15 protein-coding genes and 1 riboswitch are annotated in these 20,262 nt (G+C 59.0%); of the genes, 8 read left to right on the forward strand and 7 right to left on the reverse strand.

Annotated elements, in window-relative coordinates; genetic code table 11:
• The 6 genes from IRZ24_RS02530 to IRZ24_RS02555 all read left to right on the forward strand — a co-directional run.
• The coding region (locus IRZ24_RS02530; RefSeq protein ID WP_297160238.1) for a L,D-transpeptidase family protein at positions 1-1,664 on the forward strand (1,664 nt) is incomplete at its 5' end.
• A gap of 677 nt (positions 1,665-2,341) precedes the next feature.
• On the forward strand, positions 2,342-2,638 hold the full coding sequence (rpsT, locus tag IRZ24_RS02535) for a 30S ribosomal protein S20 (protein ID WP_297160240.1): 297 nt from the start codon (positions 2,342-2,344) through the stop codon (positions 2,636-2,638).
• A 358-nt stretch (positions 2,639-2,996) separates the two neighbouring features.
• Positions 2,997-3,461: a 50S ribosomal protein L19 gene (gene rplS / locus IRZ24_RS02540; protein WP_366914219.1), complete on the forward strand. Its 465-nt coding sequence runs from the start codon at positions 2,997-2,999 to the stop codon at positions 3,459-3,461.
• A 293-nt stretch (positions 3,462-3,754) separates the two neighbouring features.
• Positions 3,755-4,558: a ribonuclease HII gene (locus IRZ24_RS02545; RefSeq protein WP_297160268.1), complete on the forward strand. Its 804-nt coding sequence runs from the start codon at positions 3,755-3,757 to the stop codon at positions 4,556-4,558.
• Positions 4,559-4,787: 229 nt separating this feature from the next.
• Positions 4,788-5,543, forward strand: a complete 756-nt coding sequence (gene rlmB, locus IRZ24_RS02550) for a 23S rRNA (guanosine(2251)-2'-O)-methyltransferase RlmB (protein WP_297160242.1) — start codon at positions 4,788-4,790, stop codon at positions 5,541-5,543.
• Positions 5,544-5,757: 214 nt separating this feature from the next.
• Positions 5,758-8,367 (forward strand): glycosyltransferase family 39 protein, encoded by a 2,610-nt coding sequence (locus tag IRZ24_RS02555; RefSeq protein ID WP_297160243.1) that lies wholly within the window; start codon positions 5,758-5,760, stop codon positions 8,365-8,367.
• 11 nt (positions 8,368-8,378) lie between these two features.
• Here the strand turns inward: IRZ24_RS02555 and IRZ24_RS02560 are convergent, their stop codons facing one another.
• Together IRZ24_RS02560 and IRZ24_RS02565 are read right to left on the reverse strand one after the other, a co-directional pair.
• A complete protein-coding gene (locus IRZ24_RS02560; protein ID WP_366914220.1) occupies positions 8,379-9,116 on the reverse strand; it encodes an SDR family oxidoreductase in 738 nt (245 codons plus the stop codon).
• Positions 9,117-9,124: 8 nt separating this feature from the next.
• Positions 9,125-10,486, reverse strand: coding sequence for an FAD-binding oxidoreductase (locus IRZ24_RS02565; protein ID WP_297160247.1), 1,362 nt, complete (start codon positions 10,484-10,486; stop codon positions 9,125-9,127).
• Positions 10,487-10,844: 358 nt separating this feature from the next.
• On the opposite strand from IRZ24_RS02565, the gene IRZ24_RS02570 reads away from it, so the two are divergent.
• Entirely contained in the window at positions 10,845-11,492 is a 648-nt protein-coding gene (locus tag IRZ24_RS02570) for a thiamine diphosphokinase (protein WP_297160249.1), read from the forward strand.
• A 91-nt stretch (positions 11,493-11,583) separates the two neighbouring features.
• Here the strand turns inward: IRZ24_RS02570 and IRZ24_RS02575 are convergent, their stop codons facing one another.
• The 4 genes from IRZ24_RS02575 to IRZ24_RS02590 all read right to left on the reverse strand — a co-directional run bounded on the left by IRZ24_RS02575 (position 11,584) and on the right by IRZ24_RS02590 (position 16,899).
• Positions 11,584-13,704: a serine/threonine-protein kinase gene (locus IRZ24_RS02575; RefSeq protein ID WP_297160251.1), complete on the reverse strand. Its 2,121-nt coding sequence runs from the start codon at positions 13,702-13,704 to the stop codon at positions 11,584-11,586.
• Between the two features lie 513 nt (positions 13,705-14,217).
• The gene (locus tag IRZ24_RS02580) at positions 14,218-15,291 is read right to left on the reverse strand and encodes an ABC transporter substrate-binding protein (RefSeq protein WP_297160253.1); all 1,074 of its coding nucleotides are present in this window, start codon (positions 15,289-15,291) and stop codon (positions 14,218-14,220) included.
• 49 nt (positions 15,292-15,340) lie between these two features.
• Positions 15,341-16,132 (reverse strand): ABC transporter permease, encoded by a 792-nt coding sequence (locus tag IRZ24_RS02585; RefSeq protein ID WP_297160254.1) that lies wholly within the window; start codon positions 16,130-16,132, stop codon positions 15,341-15,343.
• On the reverse strand, positions 16,129-16,899 hold the full coding sequence (locus IRZ24_RS02590; protein WP_297160255.1) for an ABC transporter ATP-binding protein: 771 nt from the start codon (positions 16,897-16,899) through the stop codon (positions 16,129-16,131). The genes IRZ24_RS02585 and IRZ24_RS02590 overlap by 4 nt, the downstream gene beginning before the upstream one ends.
• A gap of 145 nt (positions 16,900-17,044) precedes the next feature.
• Positions 17,045-17,159, reverse strand: a riboswitch (TPP riboswitch).
• 524 nt (positions 17,160-17,683) lie between these two features.
• On the opposite strand from IRZ24_RS02590, the gene IRZ24_RS02595 reads away from it, so the two are divergent.
• Entirely contained in the window at positions 17,684-19,030 is a 1,347-nt protein-coding gene (locus IRZ24_RS02595; RefSeq protein WP_297160256.1) for a hemolysin family protein, read from the forward strand.
• Positions 19,031-19,227: 197 nt separating this feature from the next.
• On the opposite strand, the gene IRZ24_RS02600 is transcribed toward IRZ24_RS02595, so the two are convergent.
• Positions 19,228-20,208, reverse strand: coding sequence for an NAD(P)H-quinone oxidoreductase (locus IRZ24_RS02600; protein WP_297160258.1), 981 nt, complete (start codon positions 20,206-20,208; stop codon positions 19,228-19,230).
• Between the last annotated feature and the right edge of the window lie 54 nt (positions 20,209-20,262).

Below are 20,262 nucleotides of genomic sequence, written 5' to 3' on the forward strand. Positions count from 1 at the left end.
CGCGGTGGCGCTGCTGGCACAATTTGCTTCTATTTAGTCTATTTATTTTTCTTTTTGCATTAAGTGCATGCACGGGGAACCCCGCTCAACAACAAGCTGCGAACCAGGCAAAGGCCAAGCTTGACACGCTGATCGCCCAGGCACGCAACGCGGGTGTACCTGAGACATTACTCAGTACCATTCAGGAGCAAGAGGCCCAGCTAGCGAGCAGCCGGGCCCCACTCAGTTTTTTTAGCGATCAGCCTCTAATCCAATACTATGAGAATCTGACCCAGCGTTATCAGCAACTCTCTCTCCAGGTCGAAGGATTGACAGCCCAGGTGACTGATGAATGCGACTATCAGGCCTGGCAAGACCTGCAGACCTATGCCAGCGTGCTCTCCGAGCGCCAGGCCCAAGGCTTTGCCGAAGCTCAGTCTTTCCAGAATCGACTGACGAAGCTGCAAACCTCCTTTTCTCAGGCCAAGCTACCTCGCGACTACCAGCAGATCAGCAACCAGGCCCAGCAGGACACTCAGGCCCTGCGCCTGATGGGGACTGCCGCCAACCAACTCCAGGCCCTTGACCAGATCATTGCGCAGCTTCAGGCTTCGCATCTGGATACTACGGCGCTCCAGCAATTGCGACAGGCCGATCAGCAGCGCTTTCATACGGCGCAGACGCCGGCGGATTTCCAGCAGCTGATCAGCACGGTCAACGCCCAGTTTACACAGGCGGTCGTTTTGTCAACGCAAGCCATTCCCTATGTGGGAGCGGCCAAGCTAAAGCAGTTGAGCGACTACATCGCTCAGGCACAGCAGTATGGCCAGGACGTGAGTACTTTCCAGCAGCGCCTGACTGCCGATCAGCACGCCCTTGACCAGGCTCAAACCATTGGCGATTACCTGCAGGTCTCTTCGCAGATCGATAACGATATTAGTGCTGTCCAGCTTACGGTTTATCGCGGCAAGGCCAACTATCTCCTTCAGCAGTTCCACGACGAGGTCAAAAGCTGGGGAGCCAGTCACAAATACCACGGCTACGAGCTGGATTTCGAGTATATGGATCAGGGCATCGGCTCGGATGCCGATTACTTGGTCCAGACCGCTCAGACAATCGACGACTATCAGGCCGCGATTGATTTCATCAACCGGAGCATGACTCTGCTGCGGGCCATGGAGGCTGACTACAACGACCAGACGCCCTACGATCAGCCCCATAGCACTGATCTGCAACTGATGGCCCGCTACGGTTTCATGCAGGGCGAGGTCATGGTGGTCTCACTAGTGGAGCAGGTGCTGCGCCTCTACAATAACGGGCAACTGGTGCGTGCGTTCTATGTGACCACGGGCCAGTATATGCGACCTTCGCCTCCAGGCATCTACCACATCTTTGATCGCGAGTCACCAACCATCTTTAAGTCGAGTGAGCCGAAAGGCTCAGCCTTCTGGTATCCCGACACGAAGATTAACTATGCAATGGCCTATCGCAGCGATGGCTACTTCATTCACGATAGCTGGTGGCGCGCCGACTACGGCCCCGGAACCGAGTTCCCGCACTACGACAGCGGCGGCGATGAGGAGTTCGCCGGCAACGGCAGCCACGGCTGCATCAATATGCAAGAGGACGAGGCTGGCTGGCTCTATCATCATACGACCTATGGGACGCCGCTCATTATCTACTAGGAGCCTTCCGCCATCAGCCCAGTGATCCGCTGAGCGATCCGCTCAGGGCCTATGGCTCACGTGTCTGGCTGTAAGCAAGAGACGTGGACAATCTTGTGTCCGCCTCATTTCGTACCCAGCGGGTGGGCGCCGGCTCGGTCCGGCGTCCACTGTTTCTCTGTCTGCCTCTGCTCACCCGCCTCCTCTGCTTTTGTTTTGGCAAGGCAGACAAGGCCAGGGGCACGATGCCAAGGCTCACAGAGCGTTTGACAACCCACGCCAGCTATGCTACAATCCTTGAGCACTCACCCAATCCGGCGCCTGATGCGCCGGTCTTATCTTGCTTGCCCGAAGTAAAGCAACCGTCAGCCAAATCGATCCGTAGACAGCGAGCAGGCACGAGAGAGCCACCTCCAGCTCAATCCAACTGCGAGCTTAGCCAGTTCAAACAGCACGAGCTGGAGGGTACGCATCTCCAAGGCCTTAGATGGAAGTGGCTGCGTTGCTAGGTTGGAGCGACGCGCCACTTGCGCTGGATTCCACCGCCAGGGCGCACTCCTCAAGGAGAGCAGAGAGTAAGGCGATCACGGGTGAGCTGCTAAGACCAGCAGCGAGGCCCTCGTCGTGTGAGTGAAAGGCGTCAACAAGCAGCTGTCGCGTGATTATCGCTAAGGAGCGGGGAGGTTTGATAAGTTTCTATGCCTAATACGAAGTCCGCGGAGAAACGTCTGCGCCAGGAGCGCAAGCGGCGTTTGTATAACCGCAGTGTCAAGTCGTCAGTTAAGACGGCGATTAAGAAGGCTCGCCTGGCGATAGCGAGCGGTCTTGATGCTGAGGCAGCGGTGCGCCATGCCATTAGTACGCTGGATCGCGCTGTCAAGAAAGGGGTGCTGCATCCCAACAATGCCGCGCGCCGTAAGTCGCGCTTGATGAAGCTCTTTAATAAGAGCGCTACAGCCGCTAGCTCCGCTCAGCAGGCCCAGACCGCCAGCTAGGCGAGGCGAGGGCCTGAGAAATCAGGGGGTCGTCTATCCTCCCTTTTTTCTCGTCAGCAATGTCGAGAGTCTACGATGGAAAGCAGCGTCCGCAGCCGGTTTGCTAAAGCTGGCTTGTCGCTGCTATGTGGTGTTGTCTCAATCCGTCTATCCAAACGCTGCCAGGTATTGAAGCCAGGGAGAGCGTCGCCGTGACCTGTAGTTGTCCTTCAACCCAGGCAGCCGCTGTTAGTCAGTCAGCCAACTAGAAGATGGCTAGCAGAGGTGTTCTAGCTGGCTGCTCCCGGATCACGGTTGAGGTTCTCTCGCTTGTCTCTGTCCTGGTAGCGTCACGGAGCGGCGTGGAGGTTTTTGGGATATGGCCGAGAAACAGGAGATTCCAAAACCTGCCGGGCGTGCACTGCTGGAGGCAGTGGAGCGCTCGCAGATGCGTAAGGATGTGCCGGAGATTAAGTCCGGCGATACGGTCCGTCTGCTTGTACGTATCGGTGAAGGTAAGGATGAGCGCGTTCAGCCCTTCGAGGGCGTGGTGATCCGTCTCCACGGTGGCGGCGTCAATCGAACGTTCACAGTGCGTCGCATTGCCGCACATGGGATCGGCGTTGAGCGAACTTTCCTGCTCCATTCGCCTCGTCTTGAGAAGATTGAAGTACTCCGCCATGCGCGGGTGCGCCGTAAGCAGCTCTATTATCTGCGCGAGCGCTCCGGCAAGTCGGCCCGCTTGAAGGAGATTCGTCCGATGCGTAAGGCCGAGATTGCTGCCAGAGAGGCTGCGGCTGCGGCTCGCGAGGCGGTGGTCGAGGAACAAGGCGGCGAGGAGTAGTTTTCTCCCGCGGTCAGCCTTCCCCATGTGCCCCGCCGAGACACTGTCTCGCTTCTTCTTCGTTTGGCCTTCTCTCTATCGCTCGTTATGCGAGAGGTGTGCTCAGTGCGCTCTGTCAGGTAGTCTCTTGCTAGCCGGGACAGGGGCCAGGAATAGTGGCCAGCTTTGGAGTTGAGCAGCTTGAGCGCGATGGTAGGCTAGACGCCGGAGAGAGTCGGCCACGCAGGTCAGACGGAGCGTTCAGTATGTGATAGGTATCTTTTGCGCCTTTCACTGGCGCAGAGGCAGAGACCATACAAGAAGCACAGGGGCGAGTTCAAGGCAGCAGAGAGGTTATGGAGCCAACCTTAGAGGAAGAGTTAGCGCTGCTTGATCAGGGATACCGCTTTGTCGCCGGCCTTGACGAGGCGGGTCGCGGTTGTCTGGCTGGCCCTGTGGTCGCCGCTGCGGTGATTCTTCCTGTCGAGCGGTTGGCCCGGTTGATGCCGACAGCCTCTGCTGCCGGGTCTGAGCAGGATGCGGCTGCGTTGATGCTATGCACCAAGCTGCGCGATTCGAAGCAGATGACCCCTGCGCAGCGCGAGCGAATGTATACGGTGATTCAGCAGCAGGCGCTTGCTCTGGGCGTGGGCGTTGCTCCAGTGGAGCTGATTGACGAGCGCAATATTTTGGAGGCCACTCGCTGGGCGATGCGCGAGGCTCTGGCGCAGCTACAGATTCAGCCCCAAGCTCTGCTGCTGGATGCGCTGATGCTGCCTGGTGTCCCTTTGCCTCAGCGCTCTCTGATCAAGGGCGATGCTCGCTGCCTGTCAATCGCGGCTGCTTCTGTCATTGCTAAGGTAACGCGCGACCGCCTGATGGAGCGTCTCCATGAGGAGTTTCCCGTTTATGGCTTCGATCGCCATAAAGGCTACGGGACAGAGGCCCATCTTGCCGCCTTGCGCCGCTATGGCGTTAGCCCTTACCATCGTCGAAGCTTTGCCCCAGTGCGCGAGTTGGTCGCCGGCCTCTTCAGTACTCTGCCCGAAGCCGCCGAGGCCTCTGAGGCCTCGCTGCCGCTTATTTTGGAGTCTGGGGAGCAAGAGGAAGATGTCTAATTATAGCTAGAGGACAGCCTTGCTTTTCTCCATCGCTGCCATGCGGCCACGGCAGGCTGTCCTTCCTCTTGTTTCCGGATTGCTGTCTATCACTCTCGCTTGCCCTCCGCCTGGCCTGGCGGTCGTTTGACTCGACTCGACCCTTGTATCCGCCTCTCTGCCGCTCAGAGAGATCTGCTTTTGGCGGCCGGTCTTGTTTTCATTAGCGTTCGTTTACTGAGGAAGTGCTATGCCCGATTATGTCTGGGGCCGCAATCCGGTGCTGGAAACGCTGCGTTCCTCGCGCCGGGTCAAGCGCTTGTTATTGGCCGAGGGATTGCGCGAGGCGCCGGCTCTTCGGGCCATTGTTGAGGAGGCTCAACGCCGCTCAATTCCAATTGAGACCTTGCCTCGCACACGCCTTGATCAGCTCAGTAGCGGCGCCGTGCATCAAGGCTGTATCGCGGTCGTGGAATCGCGACGCTATGTCAGCCTCGATGAGATTCTTGCCTGCGCTGCTGAACGCCACGAAGATCCTTTTTTGCTGATCCTGGATTCGCTGCAGGATGTTACGAATCTGGGTTCTTTGCTGCGCAGCGCCGAGGCCACCGGCGTGCATGGGGTGATTATCCCTGAGCATCGCGCCGCGGAAATCACTCCCACCGTGGTTAAGACCTCTGCTGGCGCCACTGAGCACCTTTTAATTGCGCGTGAGACCAATTTGACGCGCTGTATTGAGTTCCTGAAACAGAGGAATATTTGGGTCATTGGCCTGGACGCCGCTGCCAGCCAGCGCTATACTGAGGTCGATCTGACGGGCCCCCTGGCGCTGGTGGTGGGCAGTGAAGCCAAGGGTTTGCGTCGCCTGGTACGCGAACATTGTGATCTGCTGGTGAGCATCCCTATGCGCGGACGTGTTCAGTCCTTGAACGCTGCTGTTGCTGGCAGCATTGTGCTTTACGAGGCCCTACGTCAACAGGAGCAACGCAGGCGCTCTCTGCAGTGAATTGGCTCCTACGCTTTGACGCAGCATGCAGGCAGGATGTGGTCCTCCAGCTCAGCGGTAGGCAGAATCAACGGCCCGCCTGGCGTCCAGGCGCGAGACAAGAGAAGGGGACTCCAGCTATGGCCAGCGCAAGCCACTAAGTGAGGAGCTGGGACGGTTTATGTGGATCTGGGATCGGAATCCTCGCCTGTCTGAGGACAGAGCCAAGGCGCAGATGAGTGGGGCAGACAGCACCCCGGCTCTACCATTTGCAGGGCAGGCACAACCTCGACGCTCGCACTCGGGCTTGAGCTGGTTGCTGCGTTGTCTGCTGCTCAGCGGCATGTTGCTGCTGCTGCTGGGCATCGATGCCTGCTGCTATCAGGCGGCCGCCTTACCGCTGGAGGTGGTGAGTCAGACAGGTACGACGACGCTCTTCGTCGGCAGCCAGCGCGTCCCTTTAGGCCAGTTGGCCCCTCTGAGCCAGCTCCGCTTTCCTGCCCAGGACCCAGTTCTCCATGAGTATCAGATCGATGGGAGCGATAGCACCAATAATTTTACGCTTGATCTCCCCTATATACATAGTCTCTCCTCGTCATGGTACTATCGTTTTCAGAGCTGGATGCGTGATCTCGAGGGGTACAGTCGCTGGCGCAATCTGCAGATCTGGAGCGGTCAGCACTTGATCCAGACCATACGCTGGCCTGCTCCTGCGACAACAGTGCGCCTGCCAGCCAGCGCAGAGCTGCGTCTGCGTCTTGAGCTGCAGCGCCCAGAGACTCCGCGGTCGCTGATTCTGCTGACCGCTGCTGGCGGCGTTTTAGAGGTGACACTTGATCGCAACGACCGCCGCCTCAGTGTGACCTGGCTTGCTCCTGAACAAGACCCCCAACGAGGCACCGGCACCACACAATTCACTAACAAGAGCGTCTTTTTCCCCCTCGATGCCGCTCCCTTCGGGGCAGAGGTTGCCGATACGCTTGTGCGCTCCCTGCTTTGGGGCACGGTCTTGCTCCTGGCAGTGATGTTGGCCAGAGGCACCGTGGCCAGTCTCTGCCTCTTCGCGTGCCGGCGGCGGAGTGTAGCCTCCCGTTCCCAGCTATCTGCTGATGACAGGCAGACCCCTCACGCCGGTAGAGTGAGGCGCTGGTCATGGCTCCGGCCTCTCCAGCATGGGAGCGGTGGCCATATTTTGCCCATCCGATTGGCAGGCTACTGGCAGCGTTTGACTGGGGCCTTGCACCCGCTGGCCCTGCTGGCCTTGGGCGGCTCTTTAGGCTATACGCTCTGGATTGCGCGTGTGGAGTATCATGGCCAGCCGCACATCTATGATGCCGCTGCCTACGTCTTCGCCGCCAAAATGTATGCTCAGGGACGGCTGGCTGTGCCTTTACCACCAGCAGCCGACCTCTTTCCAGGCCCTTTTATGGTTCAGTTCGACGGTCGCTGGTTCGCTCAGTACCCGCCCGGCACCGCCCTTACTCTCGTGCCGGGCTTCTGGCTGGGTCTTCCCTACGCCGTTGAGCCGCTGCTAGGTACGCTGGCCCTCCTGGGCATCGGCCTGGTTGCCGCGCGCCTCTACGATCGCACGACAGCGACGCTGGCTGTGCTGCTAGGTGTCTTCTCGCCGTTCTATAGCTATTTGGCGGCCTCTTATCTCAGCCACACTGTTACGCTTTTCTACCTCGTTTGGGGTCTCTGGGCACTTCTATGCTTCCTTCAGGATCGTAAGCTGTGGGGGCTGCCGCTGGCAGCGTTCTGCTTCGGACTGGCTTACCTGACACGCGAGCAGGTGGCGCTGCTCGACATTGTAATGTTGAGCAGCGCCATCCTCCTGGCTGCCTGGCGACGCTGGCGCCCCTGGCCAAGCTCCTGGCTACGGATGTTGATTGCCTCACTCTGCATTTTCCAGGTCTTTGTGATACTTGATTTACTATCGAACCTGGCTCTCACGGGAAATCCGCTGCTCACGCCGCGCACACTTTTCTTTGCTGGCGATCGCTGGGGCTTCGGCCAGGGCATCGGCTTCTACGGCGCTCATACTCTGGCTGCTGGCCTGGTCAATCTCGATGAGCAGCTCACGATTCTGGCCATTGATCTCTTCGGCTGGCCTTTCTACCTAACCCTGGCCCTGCTCCTGATACCCTTTGTCAGCGGTCGAAGCCGCGCTAGCGACTGGCTGCTCCTAGCAGGAACGCTCGTCATCGCCTTGGCCTTCGTGGGCTACTTCTACCACGGTATCTACTTGGGACCACGCTATCTCTACGAGACGCTGCCTTTCCTGCTCATGCTGAGCGCCCGCGGTCTGACGACGCTGGCCCAGAGCGAGCGGCTCGTGGTCGCAGCCATTGGACAGACAGCAAGACAGCAGGACCCAGCTCAGAGAGGGCCCCAGCATTCGCCAGAGGCAGCCAGCTCAGCCACAGCAGGGGCAGCGCCTGGCGCCAAGCAATCTCTGGCCAGAACCTTGGCCCTGGCCCGAAATTGTCCGCTGACAGCTCTGCTATTCATGGGGTTGCTGGCCTGCAATTTGCTCTACTACACCCCTCGACAGATCAACCTCTACCATAACTACAGCGGGCTGCCAGCAGGCAGACAGATTGATCTGCAGGCTATCTACCAACCGCCGGTTCATCACGCTATCGTAGTCACCAATGACCTTGCCATTTACGACTTCGTCCTCTTTCCTCTCAATGAGCCTCTCTTACAGCAAGGAGATATTATCTATGCCCAAGCCAGCGAGCCAGAGCAATTTGAGCGCCTGCGCCGCGCCTTTCCAGGGCGTCCGCTTTATTTTCTCGAGATTGGCCCCGATGGGCGAGTCATCTATCTTCCCCTGTCCTGAAACCAGGCAGACTAGAGTGACAGGCGCTGAAAAACGCGTTCTGGGATCAGACGAATCACAAGCATGATCAGGCGCCAATAGCCGGGCAAATACACTACTGGTCGGCCCTGCTGCATAGCGCGGTAAACCCCGCGGCCGACGCGGCGTGCACTCGAGAAGAGCAACCCCTTGCGCAAATGAGCAGTCATCGGAGTATCGACCAGGCCCGGTTTAATGGTCACTACGGCCACGCCGTGCTTAGCCAGGCGAGCACGCAGGCCTTGCAGGAAGATCGAGACGGCCCCCTTGGCAGCCCCATAGACATAATTGCTGGGGCGTCCGCGGTCACCCGCCACCGACGAGAGCACAGCAATGCACCCCCGGCCACGCTGCTCAAAATAATTGGCAGCCAGTGTCAAGAGAGCGATCACACTCAGGGCATTGGTCTGGAACTCACGTAGTGTCTCCTCAACGCTCAGCTCGCACTTGCGCTGGTCGCCGAGAGTCCCGTGAGCGATCAGCAAGCCATCCAGCCAGCCGAAGGCCGCCACGGCAGCGTCCAGCATCGCTTGATGGCGTGCCACCTCGTTGACATCCAAGAGAAAAGTTTCGACGCGTTGCGCTCCTCGCACTTTCAAATCAGCCGCGATCGTCTCCAGCTTTGCCGGGTTGCGTCCGACCAGGAACAGCTCGGCCCCCTGGGCCGCCATACACTGCGCCGCCTCGTAAGCGATGGCCGAGGTTGCGCCAACAATGACAACTTTCTGCAACGCCATAGTCAAACCTCTACCGCGGTAGACTGTTCTCGCGCAGGAACAAGGGCCATGCGTCGCCAGAAACTGGAAGAGAACTTTGGATCAACATAACGCATGAACTCCTGCCAGCGCGGAAAGAAGCGCTTAAAATCTTCCCCATGCATGCGCGCATCTTTGGCCGGATAAAGTGCACCGCCGCTTTCACGCACGAGAGCATCCAGCTCATCGAAGAGGCGCAGCGTCTTGGGTCCCTGATTAGCGAAATCAAGCGCCAGGGTTAGCCCCGGACGCGGGAAGGAGAGCAAGCCGGGCGAACGAACTTCACCGAACTTCTTGAGCACCGCCAGGAATGACCCCTGACCAGAGCGACTGATGCGCTGCAGAATCTCTTTCATGACATCATAGCCCTGCTCATAGGGCACCACACACTGATACTGGAAGAAGCCGCGTCGGCCATACATGCGGTTCCAGTCATGGATAGAATCCAGAGGATAGAAGAAAGGTTCATAAGGTATTACTTTAAAGACTCGCTTCTGAAGCTGGGAGTGATCATAGAGCGTATTAAAGATCTTCAGCGTGAGCGTATTCAAAGTAAAGGAGGGTAGGTCAACAGGTACAGCCAGCGGCAGCTTGCGCGGTAGCGGCTTGCGAGCATACTCAGGCGACTCATTATGATTGCCACGCATAAAGATGCCGCGTCCGAGTTTGCTTCCGCTGGCCAGACAATCGACCCAGGCCACCGTATACTCATACTGCTCATCGGATTCGGCGCACAGCTCCATAAACTCCTCGAGCGAATCGTAGCGGATGCGCTCCATATCGATATAAGGATTATGGATGCGCTTCAAGCGAAACTCAGCCCAGAGGATCAAGCCCGTCAATCCGAGGCCGCCGATGGTGGCCTCAAACAGCTCGCGATTCTCTGTCGGCGAGCAAATGAGGCGCTCGCCATTCGAGCGCAGCAATTCGAAGCGCGTGACGTGACAGCCAAAGGTTCCTGCCTTGTGATGGTTTTTGCCGTGAATATCGTTAGCGATCGCGCCACCCACCGATACAAATTTTGTGCCGGGGGAGACGGGCAAAAACCAACCTCGAGGCACAATCAGATCAAGAATCTCAGCCAGCGAGACGCCGGCTTCGCAGCGCAGCAGGCCCTGCTCCTCATCAAAGGCCAGAAACCGCCGCAGGTGGCTGACTGCCAGCACCGTACCGTTTTCATTAAGGCAGCTATCGCCATAGCTGCGGCCATAGCCATAGGCCAGCAGCGGTCCGGGCAGTGTCTGCAGATCGGGCACTTGATCGCGCCAGTAGATCGGGACAACACGCGCTGGCTTGACGCGCGGATAGCGTCCCCAGGATTGCGGTATCGCCTGCGTGGAAAGCATCGTTTGTTTCCCCCACGTGCGAAGTGAAGACTTCCATCTGTAGAACGGATAGCCCTCTGAGAGAGCTACGCGCTGGCCAGTTAGGCAAGGTAGCATGTCGGCAGCGAGAGGCAGGTATCGATGGACAGAGAAGGAGAAGCAGCGGCAGCAGACAGCCACAAGCCTTCCAGCCAACCAGGGCCATTGTACGTCATTCTCCGTCGCTTTGCACGTCTCTGCCCCTTTCTGGCCCTCGTTTGCTATGCAAGCGAGGTGATACAATGCTCTTCAGTCAAAATCAGGCCCCCCACGTACGCGATCTTGCAAATCTGTGGGGAAGAGAGGGCAAGAGCAGAAGAGAAAGGAGGCTAAGGACAAGATGCAGGCAGTGATCTTTGCCGGTGGAACACTGCGTCCGAGTATCCTGGTTGAGGAGGCGCTGCGTCAGGCCGATCTCATTCTGGCGGCGGATGGTGGCGCAGAGAACGCGCTCCGGCTGGGCAGGCGGCCAGCGGTCGTGCTAGGAGACCTGGACTCGCTCGCTCCATCCCTGGTGAGCCAACTGGAAGGCGCGGGCTGTCGTTTTGTACAGACCCCCGTCGAGAAGAACGAGACCGATAGCGAACTGGCCTTACAGTATGCCATCGAGCAGGGGGCCACAGCCGTGACCATTCTGGGGGCCTTTGGCGGTGCCCGCTACGACCACGCGCTGGCCAATGTGCTCATGTTAGCAGCCTACGACCGGGTGCCAGTGCGCCTCATCGATGGACCTGCAACCTGCTGGCTCCTGCGTGGTCCCGGCTCCACACTGATCCGGGGTGACAGTGGTGATCTGGTCTCGCTCCTTCCCTTGGCGGGAGACGCGCATGGCATCTCTACCACGGGTCTATATTATCCGCTGCATGGGGAGACGCTCGTCTTTGGCCGGCCTCGCGGCGTCAGCAACCAACTGACTCAGCCAGAAGCCAGCGTTACCCTCAGCAGTGGTCAGCTTTTGATCATTCATACGCGCTGTGACCTTCTTTGACCACACCACACCTGGCCCATCTCCCGGCAGCGGCTGGCCCGATAAAGGGTGGCTCTTTCGTCCGGCACGTCCGGCAGCCCTTCCCCCTCTCTTAGCGCAAGCTGTTGCTGTTCACACTCCAGACACGCACATTGCTCCCTGCCGTCGAGACCAGTAGCCCGCCGTCCAGCGACCAATCTACCGCGGTCACCTCTCCCGCTTGCTCTGTATAGCTATAGAGCAGGCTATAGGCAGTCGTGCTGGCCAGCCAGATGGTGGCTTGCCTGCCGCTACTGATAAGCAGCAGGCGGCTATCAGGCGACCAGGCCAGAGCTGTACAAGGGAGAGAGGAAACGACCTGGCCACCTAGAAAGGCATTGCCTTCCAGGCTGATCAGGATGACCTGGCCATCGGCCCCAGCTCCTGCCAGGCGCGAACCATCGGGCGACCAGGCAAGGGCCAACAGGGCCACAGGCTCCCCAGTCAAGGCATCGGCCATGCTATGGCGCGCCCTTGGGCTGGCTGTCTGCACATCCCACAGGAGTATATTGCCCTGCTCATCGGCAGAGGCCAAGGTAGTCATTATGGGTGACCAGCTTACGGCATTGACCGCCAGGCCCGGCCGATCAAGGAGCAAGGCGCTGCGCTCGCCAGTGCGAGCATCCCACACCTGGATCGTGCCATCGGCTCCGCCCGAGGCGAACAAACCGATTCCATTCCCTCTGACAGCCCGCACGGCACCGTGATGCCCCCGATAGACAAGCAAACGCTGCTGCCGAGCCACATCCCAGACCTGCACTGTACCATCTTCGCTGCTGGAGGCCAGCACCGCTGTGCCGGGCAACCAGGCAAGGGAGGTAATGGCAGCACGATGGTCATCATAGCGCAGTACCAACTCACCAGATAACGGCTCCCAGACTTGCACGCTATGGGCCAGATCGCCAGAGGCCAGATATTGGGCATCACTCGAGAAGGCCACCGCCTTGACAGGAGCCTGATGACCAGTATAGCTCAAGGTCAGGCGCACATTGACAAGAGGGAGTGAGGTCAGGTTAGCTGCCGGCGTGCGTGCAAAGACTGTCGGCGTTTGAAGGCTGGCTGAGACTGGCACCAGAGGTAAATCCAGCTCATGTGCTCCGATCATACCCACTACTGTCCCCAGAATGAAGGGGCCAGCAATGAGTAGCAGGCGCCGTGGCAGCCTGGACGTCGGTTGAGCCGCTGTATGCGCTTTAGCAGCCAGCGGTGGTGCGACAGAAGCACCCGGCCTGGCCGCCCGGTGCTGGCGTTTTCCTCGCGGCTGAGGGAAAGGCTGCCGGTGTTGCTCGCCTCCGCGCCTTGCCCTTCGTAGGGAAGGGGGCAGATGCTGCTGAATGGACTCAAGTCGGCGGCGTACCTCTGCTACGCTGGCTGGACGCCTGTGGGGAGAGATCTCTACCATGCGTGCTACCAGCTCATCTAGCTCAGCGGGCAGCGAAGGATCAACGGAGCGAAGCGAGACAAAGTGTAAGGGGGTTTCCGAGGGATCAACGCCTGTCACCATCTGATGGAGCGTGGCCCCCAGACCATAGATATCGGCCTGAGGTGTACTCTGCTCTCTGCCATACTGCTCAGGGGCTGCGTAGCCGGGCGAACCAAGCGACAGCGTATCACGGCTCTGTCCTGGCTTAAAGCGTCGTGCAATGCCAAAGTCGACCAGATAGACCCGCCCAGAGACACTCTCTAGCATAATATTGGCAGGTTTGATATCGCGGAAGATAATCGGCACCGGGCGCGAATGCAGGTACTCAAGCACTCCGCAGAGCTGAATAGCAATCTCTAGCGCCTCGTCAAGAGGGAGGCGACCACCCTGACTGCGCTGTAACCGCTCCTCTAGGGTCTCCCCCTGGATGAATTCCATCACCAGATAACAGCAATCCTGCTCAGTGAAATATTCATAGACTTCGGGAATGCTGGGATGACGCAGGGTGGCCAGCAGCGAGGCCTCACTATAGAAAGCCGCCATCGTCTCCGCTGCCACACGAGGTTCGAGATGGAAGGCTACAACCTCTTTGATGGCGACACGGCGCTCACCTTCGTGGAGATCACTGGCCTCATAGACGGCGCCCGATCCGCCGCGCCCTAGAATGCGCAGAATATGGTAGCGCTCTCGTAGGACAGTGCCCGGCCAGAGCGGTACCAGAGAGCGACTGTCAACCGGTTCTGCCAGCGTTTGTGGCCCGAGTTGAAGCATGTTAAGCTCGCCCTTGCCCTGGCCAGGGTCAGACTTGGCAGACGGAGCAACGGAGGACGAGAGAGCAGCGTGACAGCAGTGACAGATTTGGGCAGTCGGGTCATTAGCGGCACCGCACGCCGGGCAAAAGAGATACTGGTCCGAGACTTGCATCACAGTGATTCTGCGTACAAACAAAGGCTAGAACCGCTCATTGAGCAGGCAGGTCCAGCATAGCACGATATCCATCTATTAGATGAAACGAAGAGAGTGCGCTGAGGTATCTGCTTTCTCCCTCCCCGCCTGCTCAATTGCTCTCCGCAGAGGAAGCAATACCAGACTGCCTAGATCCGCCCATCTGGAGCAAAGCGACCAGCGGATAGCGGCGGTTTGACCTGGTCAGAGAGCGGTCGCCGCTGCCGCTGGTCAATCTGCCTCTGGGTCGCCAGCCTCTCTCGGCTGCTCGCTGTCGAGAGAGGCGTCTGGCCCTGCTGGTCCGCTGACTGCAGCCATCAGCGCTGCTCAGCAAGGGTATCAATGGGGCAGGAAGACATTGGTATAGAGGGAGTCAAAGTTAAGAGTGCGCACCACCTGACCAGCGTTATTCTTGATCTGGCCCGTGTCCAAGATAAATTGGGGATATCCGTGCCAGGGAGCAGCATCTTGCCAGCCCCATTGACGACCTGGATCTGCATAGCGCGGACTCAAAAACTCCTGACTGGCATAGACCAGGCCGGGATCAGGAAAGGTTCCTTTGGGAGCCGTATTGAGAAGCATCTGCGCCGCCTCGCGCGGATGCTGCCGCGCATACTCATAGCCGCGCGCCGTTGCCGCCATGAAGCGCCGCAGGACATCTGGCTCCTCCTTGATCTGGCGCGGTCCCGTAATGATGGTTGGCGTATAGTAATCGGGAATGCCGTAGCGAGTCACGGGAAAGACATTGAGCTGCACCCCCTGGCGCTGAGCCTGAATCACTTCCCAGCCTTCAAAAACCCACACAAAATCGACACGCCCCGTCTCTAGCGCCTGCATACTATCGACATCTAGAGTCACACTACGAAAGACCCCCTTGCCTCCGTCGTGCTTGATAATGGCGCTTACTACCGCTGTCTCATAAGGAGCACCAAAAGCCGCATAGACCTTGCCATCGAGATCACGCGGACGCTTCAAGCCAGACTTGGCAAGCGTCACCAGGGCTGAGGTATTATGCTGAATAATGGCCGCAATCGAGATGACTGGCTGACCAAGAGCCGCATCCGTAACCACGCCCTCAGTAGAGCTAATGCCCACATCGGCCTTGCCCGTGCTAACCAGGACATCAGGCGAAACATTGGAAGAAAACGGCAGAATCTCCAGCCTGATCCCCTCCTGGGCATACCAACCCTGAGCCAGGGCCACATAAATGCCCGTATGATTGGTATTGGGCGTCCAGTCCAGTGCCAGCTTGACCGTCGTTAGGGAGCGAGCTGTGCCAGTGCTGGTGCCCGCAGGACCTGCGCCACCACCGGCGCTGCTGAGATGCTGCTGCCAGAGGAAGGCCCCGACGACCACAACAATGACCAGCAGCGGAATCACAATGCTTAAAAGTAAACGTGTTTTGTTACTCATGGGCGACCTCTCCTTTCAAAGACGTCCGTCGCAGCAGAAGCGCTCTGCCTCAGAAGCGCGTGCGCGCCTGCGTAAAATACCAGGGCAGGGCCAGGCGCTCGCAAAGAGACACTAGGCCAAAGAGCAGAATGGTTAAGACGACAGTAACCAGGACCGCCGCCAGCACATTGGCCATGGCAAAGGAATTGGCCGAGGTTTCCATATAGAGGCCCAGACCCTTTTCGGCCCCGACATATTCGCCAACGATGGCTCCGGTGATGCTGTAGGTGACGGCAATGCGCAAGCCAGAGAAGAAGGCTGGCAAGGCGCCGGGCAAGCGTACTAGCCAGAGGATCTGCCAGCGTGAGGCGTGCATGCTCCGCAGCAGCTTGATCAGCTCCGGCTCAACACTCAGCAGACCATCAGCGCAGGCCACAGCAATCGGGAAGAAGCAATAGAGAATTACAAGCAGGACCTTGGGCAAGAGGCCGTAGCCGAACCAGACCAGCAGCAATGGCGCAAGGGCCACCATCGGGATGGTCTGCGAGGTAAGCAAGAGCGGATAGAGCGCGCGCCGTATCCAGGTGGAGAGGTCTAGCAGGATGGCAAGCAGCAACCCCAGAACTACCGAGATAGCCAGGCCTATGAGCGTCTCGACCAACGTCTGTAAGGTATGCTCGTAGAGGAGGTCCCAGTTTGCGACCAGTGCCTGCAGCATGGCCGTTGGCGAAGGCAGAATGAAAGGACTGATGTGGGCGAGACGTACGTAGCTCTCCCAGAGCACGAGCAACAGCGTGGCAAGAATAATGGCCGGCCCATAGCTGGCCAGCTTGCGCAGCGTACTCCGAGCACCACTGTTCATGCTGTTTGCTCCTTTAACAGCAAGCTGATCAATTCTTGTTCAAGGCCCGCGGCTTCGGGCGAGGTTAGTTGCTCTGGACGCCGCGGGCGCGGCAGCTCTACGCGGACCACACGCAGCACACGGGCCGGGCGGGCGCTCAAGACATAGATGCGGTCAGAGAGGAGAATCGCCTCGCGTACATCATGCGTAATAAAGAGGACGCTGGCTTTCAGACTCTGCCATAGCTCCTGTAGCCACATCTGCAATGAGAGGCGCGTCAAGGCATCGAGGGCACCAAACGGCTCATCGAGCAGGAGGAATGAGGGATGAAAGAGGACTGTGCGCAGCAAAGCCACCCGTTGGCTCATGCCACCAGAGAGCGCAGCCGGATAATGCTCGGCGAATTCGCTGAGGCCGAAGCGCTTGAGCAGTTCACGCGCCTGCTCTCGTGCTCTCTTGCGCGGCACCCGGCGAATATCCAGCCCCAGCATGACGTTTTCTTCAACTGTGCGCCACGGCAAGAGAAGCGGCTGCTGAGGCATGTAGCCAGTCTTGCCGGCTCGCTCGCCATTGACCTCGCCATCAAGGATCACGCTGCCGCCGGTCGGCTCCTCGACACCGGCAATGATATTGAAGAGGGTACTTTTGCCGCAGCCGCTGGGGCCGATGATGGTGACAAACTCGCCTTCGTCTACTGTGAGATCAATGCCCGCCAGCGCCGCCACGCTCTGTCTACCGCTGCGGTAGCTATGGGTGACCCCTTCTAGCCGCAGTTTGGGAGAATGCATAGTTTTCGCTCCAAAGATAATAATAGCAAATATAACTCTTTTTCTATATCAGACGCAGAATGGAGCGCTGAAGGGAGCCAGTCGAGCAGGGAAGGAACACAGAGCAGAGAAATGGAAGATAGAAGCGCAGATGACAGCAGAGCGTGGAATGCGCTCGCCGCTTCCCTCCGCTGGTATTACCCAGATCAGGTTCTCAGGGTCGGCAGGCCATCTAGCGATGGCCGCCCTCTCAGCCTGAAACGGCTCCCCTAGCAGCGCAGTCGATACAGTACGCCGCTTGCCAGTGGGCAAGTGGAGGCTGTCTTGGACACACATCGATCGTTTGCTTGCCAGCCCCGATCGCTATTATAGCTCATAAGCGCGAGTGCTGTCATGCCGAAGATAGTCGACTGCCTCGGCAAGCCGGGCCATGACCTGGTAGAGGGCAAAGCCATCCCAGTGTTATCCCAGCACCGTCTAGGCGGCGCCAGCAGAAGGCCGCAGGCGCCAGCGTTCTTCTTCCTTTAGCAATCAGGGAGGGACTACCTGCCTCTCACCCCCTGCACAGCAGACGTGTTAGAATAGAGACTACCCCTGCTCAATACGGACGGCCAGGCATGCCTGACCCAGCAGTGTTAAGCCAGCTACTTAGCCAGTGTCAGGCGTCTGACGCCAGATGGTGGGGTCCAGGCCTGGCAGGGACCCCGAGCTTGGTGTCTGGGCCCTGCGTAGCATAGGTAGAGGCCTATGAGAGCAGAAGGAGAGCAGGACCTCTGAGAAAGTGAAAAGAGAGGAGCGCGGAGGTATGTCCGGTAGACTCGGCTTTGAACTGCTAGTGATCTTTCTATTAATGGTTGCCAATGGCTTCTTTGCAGCCTCAGAGATTGCCACCGTTTCGGCGCGTCGAGGCAGGCTGCAGCAGCAAGCGGAGGCCGGGAAGAAACGAGCGCGGCAGGCCCTGGAGCTGGCCGAGGAACCGGACCGCTTTCTTGCGACCGTCCAGGTAGGCATTACCCTCATCAGCACCCTGGCGGCAGCTTTCAGCGGTGCTAGCCTGAGTGGTCCGCTGGCGGATTGGCTGCGTACCCTACCAGTGGTAGGGGGCTACGCCGACAGCCTGGCGCTCGCCATTGACGTGCTGCTCATCACTTACTTTACGCTTGTGATCGGCGAGCTGGCTCCCAAACGCCTGGCCCTGCAGCACGCCGAAAGCGTGGCCTGCACCGCCGCTCCGGTCATGACCTTGCTCTCACGCATTGCCCGCCCGATAGTAGGCCTGCTGACGCTCTCCACGAACCTGCTGCTACGTCTGCTCGGCCAGCGCGTTGAAGCTCAGCCAGAAGTCACCGAAGAAGATATCGTTTATCTAACACATGAGGGCTTCACCAGTGGAACAGTGGAGCGTGAGGAGGAAGAGTTTATCCGCCGTGCCCTTCATTTTGCCGATCGTACCCTACGCGAGATCATGCGCCCTCGCAGCGAGATTGTAGCCATCGAGGCGAGCGCTTCGCTGCAGGAGGTAGCGCACGTCTTCCGCGAGAGCGGCTACAGCCGCCTACCGGTCTATCGTGGCACGATCGACAACATCCTTGGCATCCTGCACGCGAAAGACTTGCTCTACATGATCACCGGCAGCAACAGTCGCGACTACCTGCGCCTGTTACGGACGCCGATCTTTGCCCTGGAACAGCACCACCTGGATGATCTCTTGCGCCGCTTCAAGCGCGAGCGCGCCCAGATCGCTATTGTAATCGACGAATATAGCCAGGTGAGTGGCCTGGTCACAATGGAAGACCTGCTAGAGGAGCTAGTGGGCGAGATTCAGGATGAATACGATGTCGATGAGGAGCGCAGCATTGTGCAGCGGGAAGACGGCTCCTGGCTGGTGGACGGCTTAGAGAGCTATGAGAGCGTACGCGAGCAGATCGGACTGCCTCCCATTCCCGAGGAAGAGCGCGGTCAGTACAGCAGTATCGCCGGCCTGGTACAGGCCCATCTCGATCGCATCCCCCAGGAAGGGGACCGTTTGACCCTGGGGAATTTCGAGCTGGAAGTCGTTGATATGGATGGCCGACGCGTCGATAAGGTCCTGATCCGCCAGCGGGAGCCAGGCGCGCAGGAGAACGAAAATGAGCGCCAAACCTCAGCCTAGCTGCAGCATCCACCTTGGTCTCAATCTACCGCAGGCGATCCAGGCTCTTCTCTACCCGTTCCCCCATCCCTTTCAGCCGCGCCCAAACAGCACAGCAAGGCCAGACAAAAGGAGAGGCCAGGGCAGGCAGCCCGGTCATCGCTTTGCTCCGCTCACCTGCTCCTGCCTCCTATCTACTGTCTGCCAGCCAGCTTGAGCTAGGAGGAGAGGGAGAGGACCAGCTTGCCAAAGTTGCGGTTCTCGCCCATATAGCGGTGAGCCTCGGCAATCTCCTCTAGCGGATAGACGCGCTCAATGACCGGCCTGATCTTGCCACTGGCCAGCAGCGGCACGACTGAAGCTGCGAAACGGCGCGTAACGGACAGCTTTTCCTCCAGAGTGCGTGCACGCAACGTCGAGCCGCGAAGTTGCAGACGCTTAGCCATGAGCAGCCCTAGATTGATCTCAGCCTGAGCCCCGCCCATTGTGGCCAGAATGACCATGCGCCCCCAGGGAGCAAGAGCCTCCATATTCTGAGCCAGGTAGGCCGAGCCAACGAAGTCCAGTACCACCTGCACCCCCTGGCCACCAGTGAGGCGCTGCACCTCAGCGGCGAAGTCCTGAGCAGCAAGAGCGTAGTCTAAGCCCAGCTCGCGAGCCTGCTCCAGTTTGGCCGGCGTGCGAGAGGTGCCGAAGGTTGTGGCTCCGGCGGCATGTGCGAGCTGAATGGCCGCCGTCCCCACGCCGCTGCCAGCAGCGTGAATGAGCACCCGCTCCCCCATCTGCAGCCCGGCTTGCGTAAAGAGAGCATCGTGAGCGGTCATGAAGACCTCGGGAATAGCTGCCGCCTGGATAAAATCCAAATTATCGGGAATCTCGACGAGTAAGCCCTCGTGAATCACGAGATACTCGGCCTGAGCCCCACCACCGACCAGACCCATCACACGCTGACCAGGCCGCCAACGGCGCGCCAGTGGCCCTACAGCATCGACAGTCCCGGCAAACTCCAGCCCAGGGATGTCAGCAGGCACATCCGGCGGCGCCGGATAGCCACCCGCTCGCTGGAGCAAATCGGCTCGATTTAAACCGGCGGCGTGCACGCGCACGCGTACCTGATCGCCCTGCGGCTCTGGCACTGGTACCTCACGAATAGTAAGCACCTCTGGGCCACCAGGACGGGTAATGACAACTGCTCGCATCGACGCATTCCTCCATTCCATTTGGCAGATTGCTCACCTCTTGAGCAAGGACAG

This window comes from Thermogemmatispora sp. (assembly GCF_019683755.1).
Taxonomy (GTDB): Bacteria; Chloroflexota; Ktedonobacteria; order Ktedonobacterales; family Ktedonobacteraceae; genus Thermogemmatispora.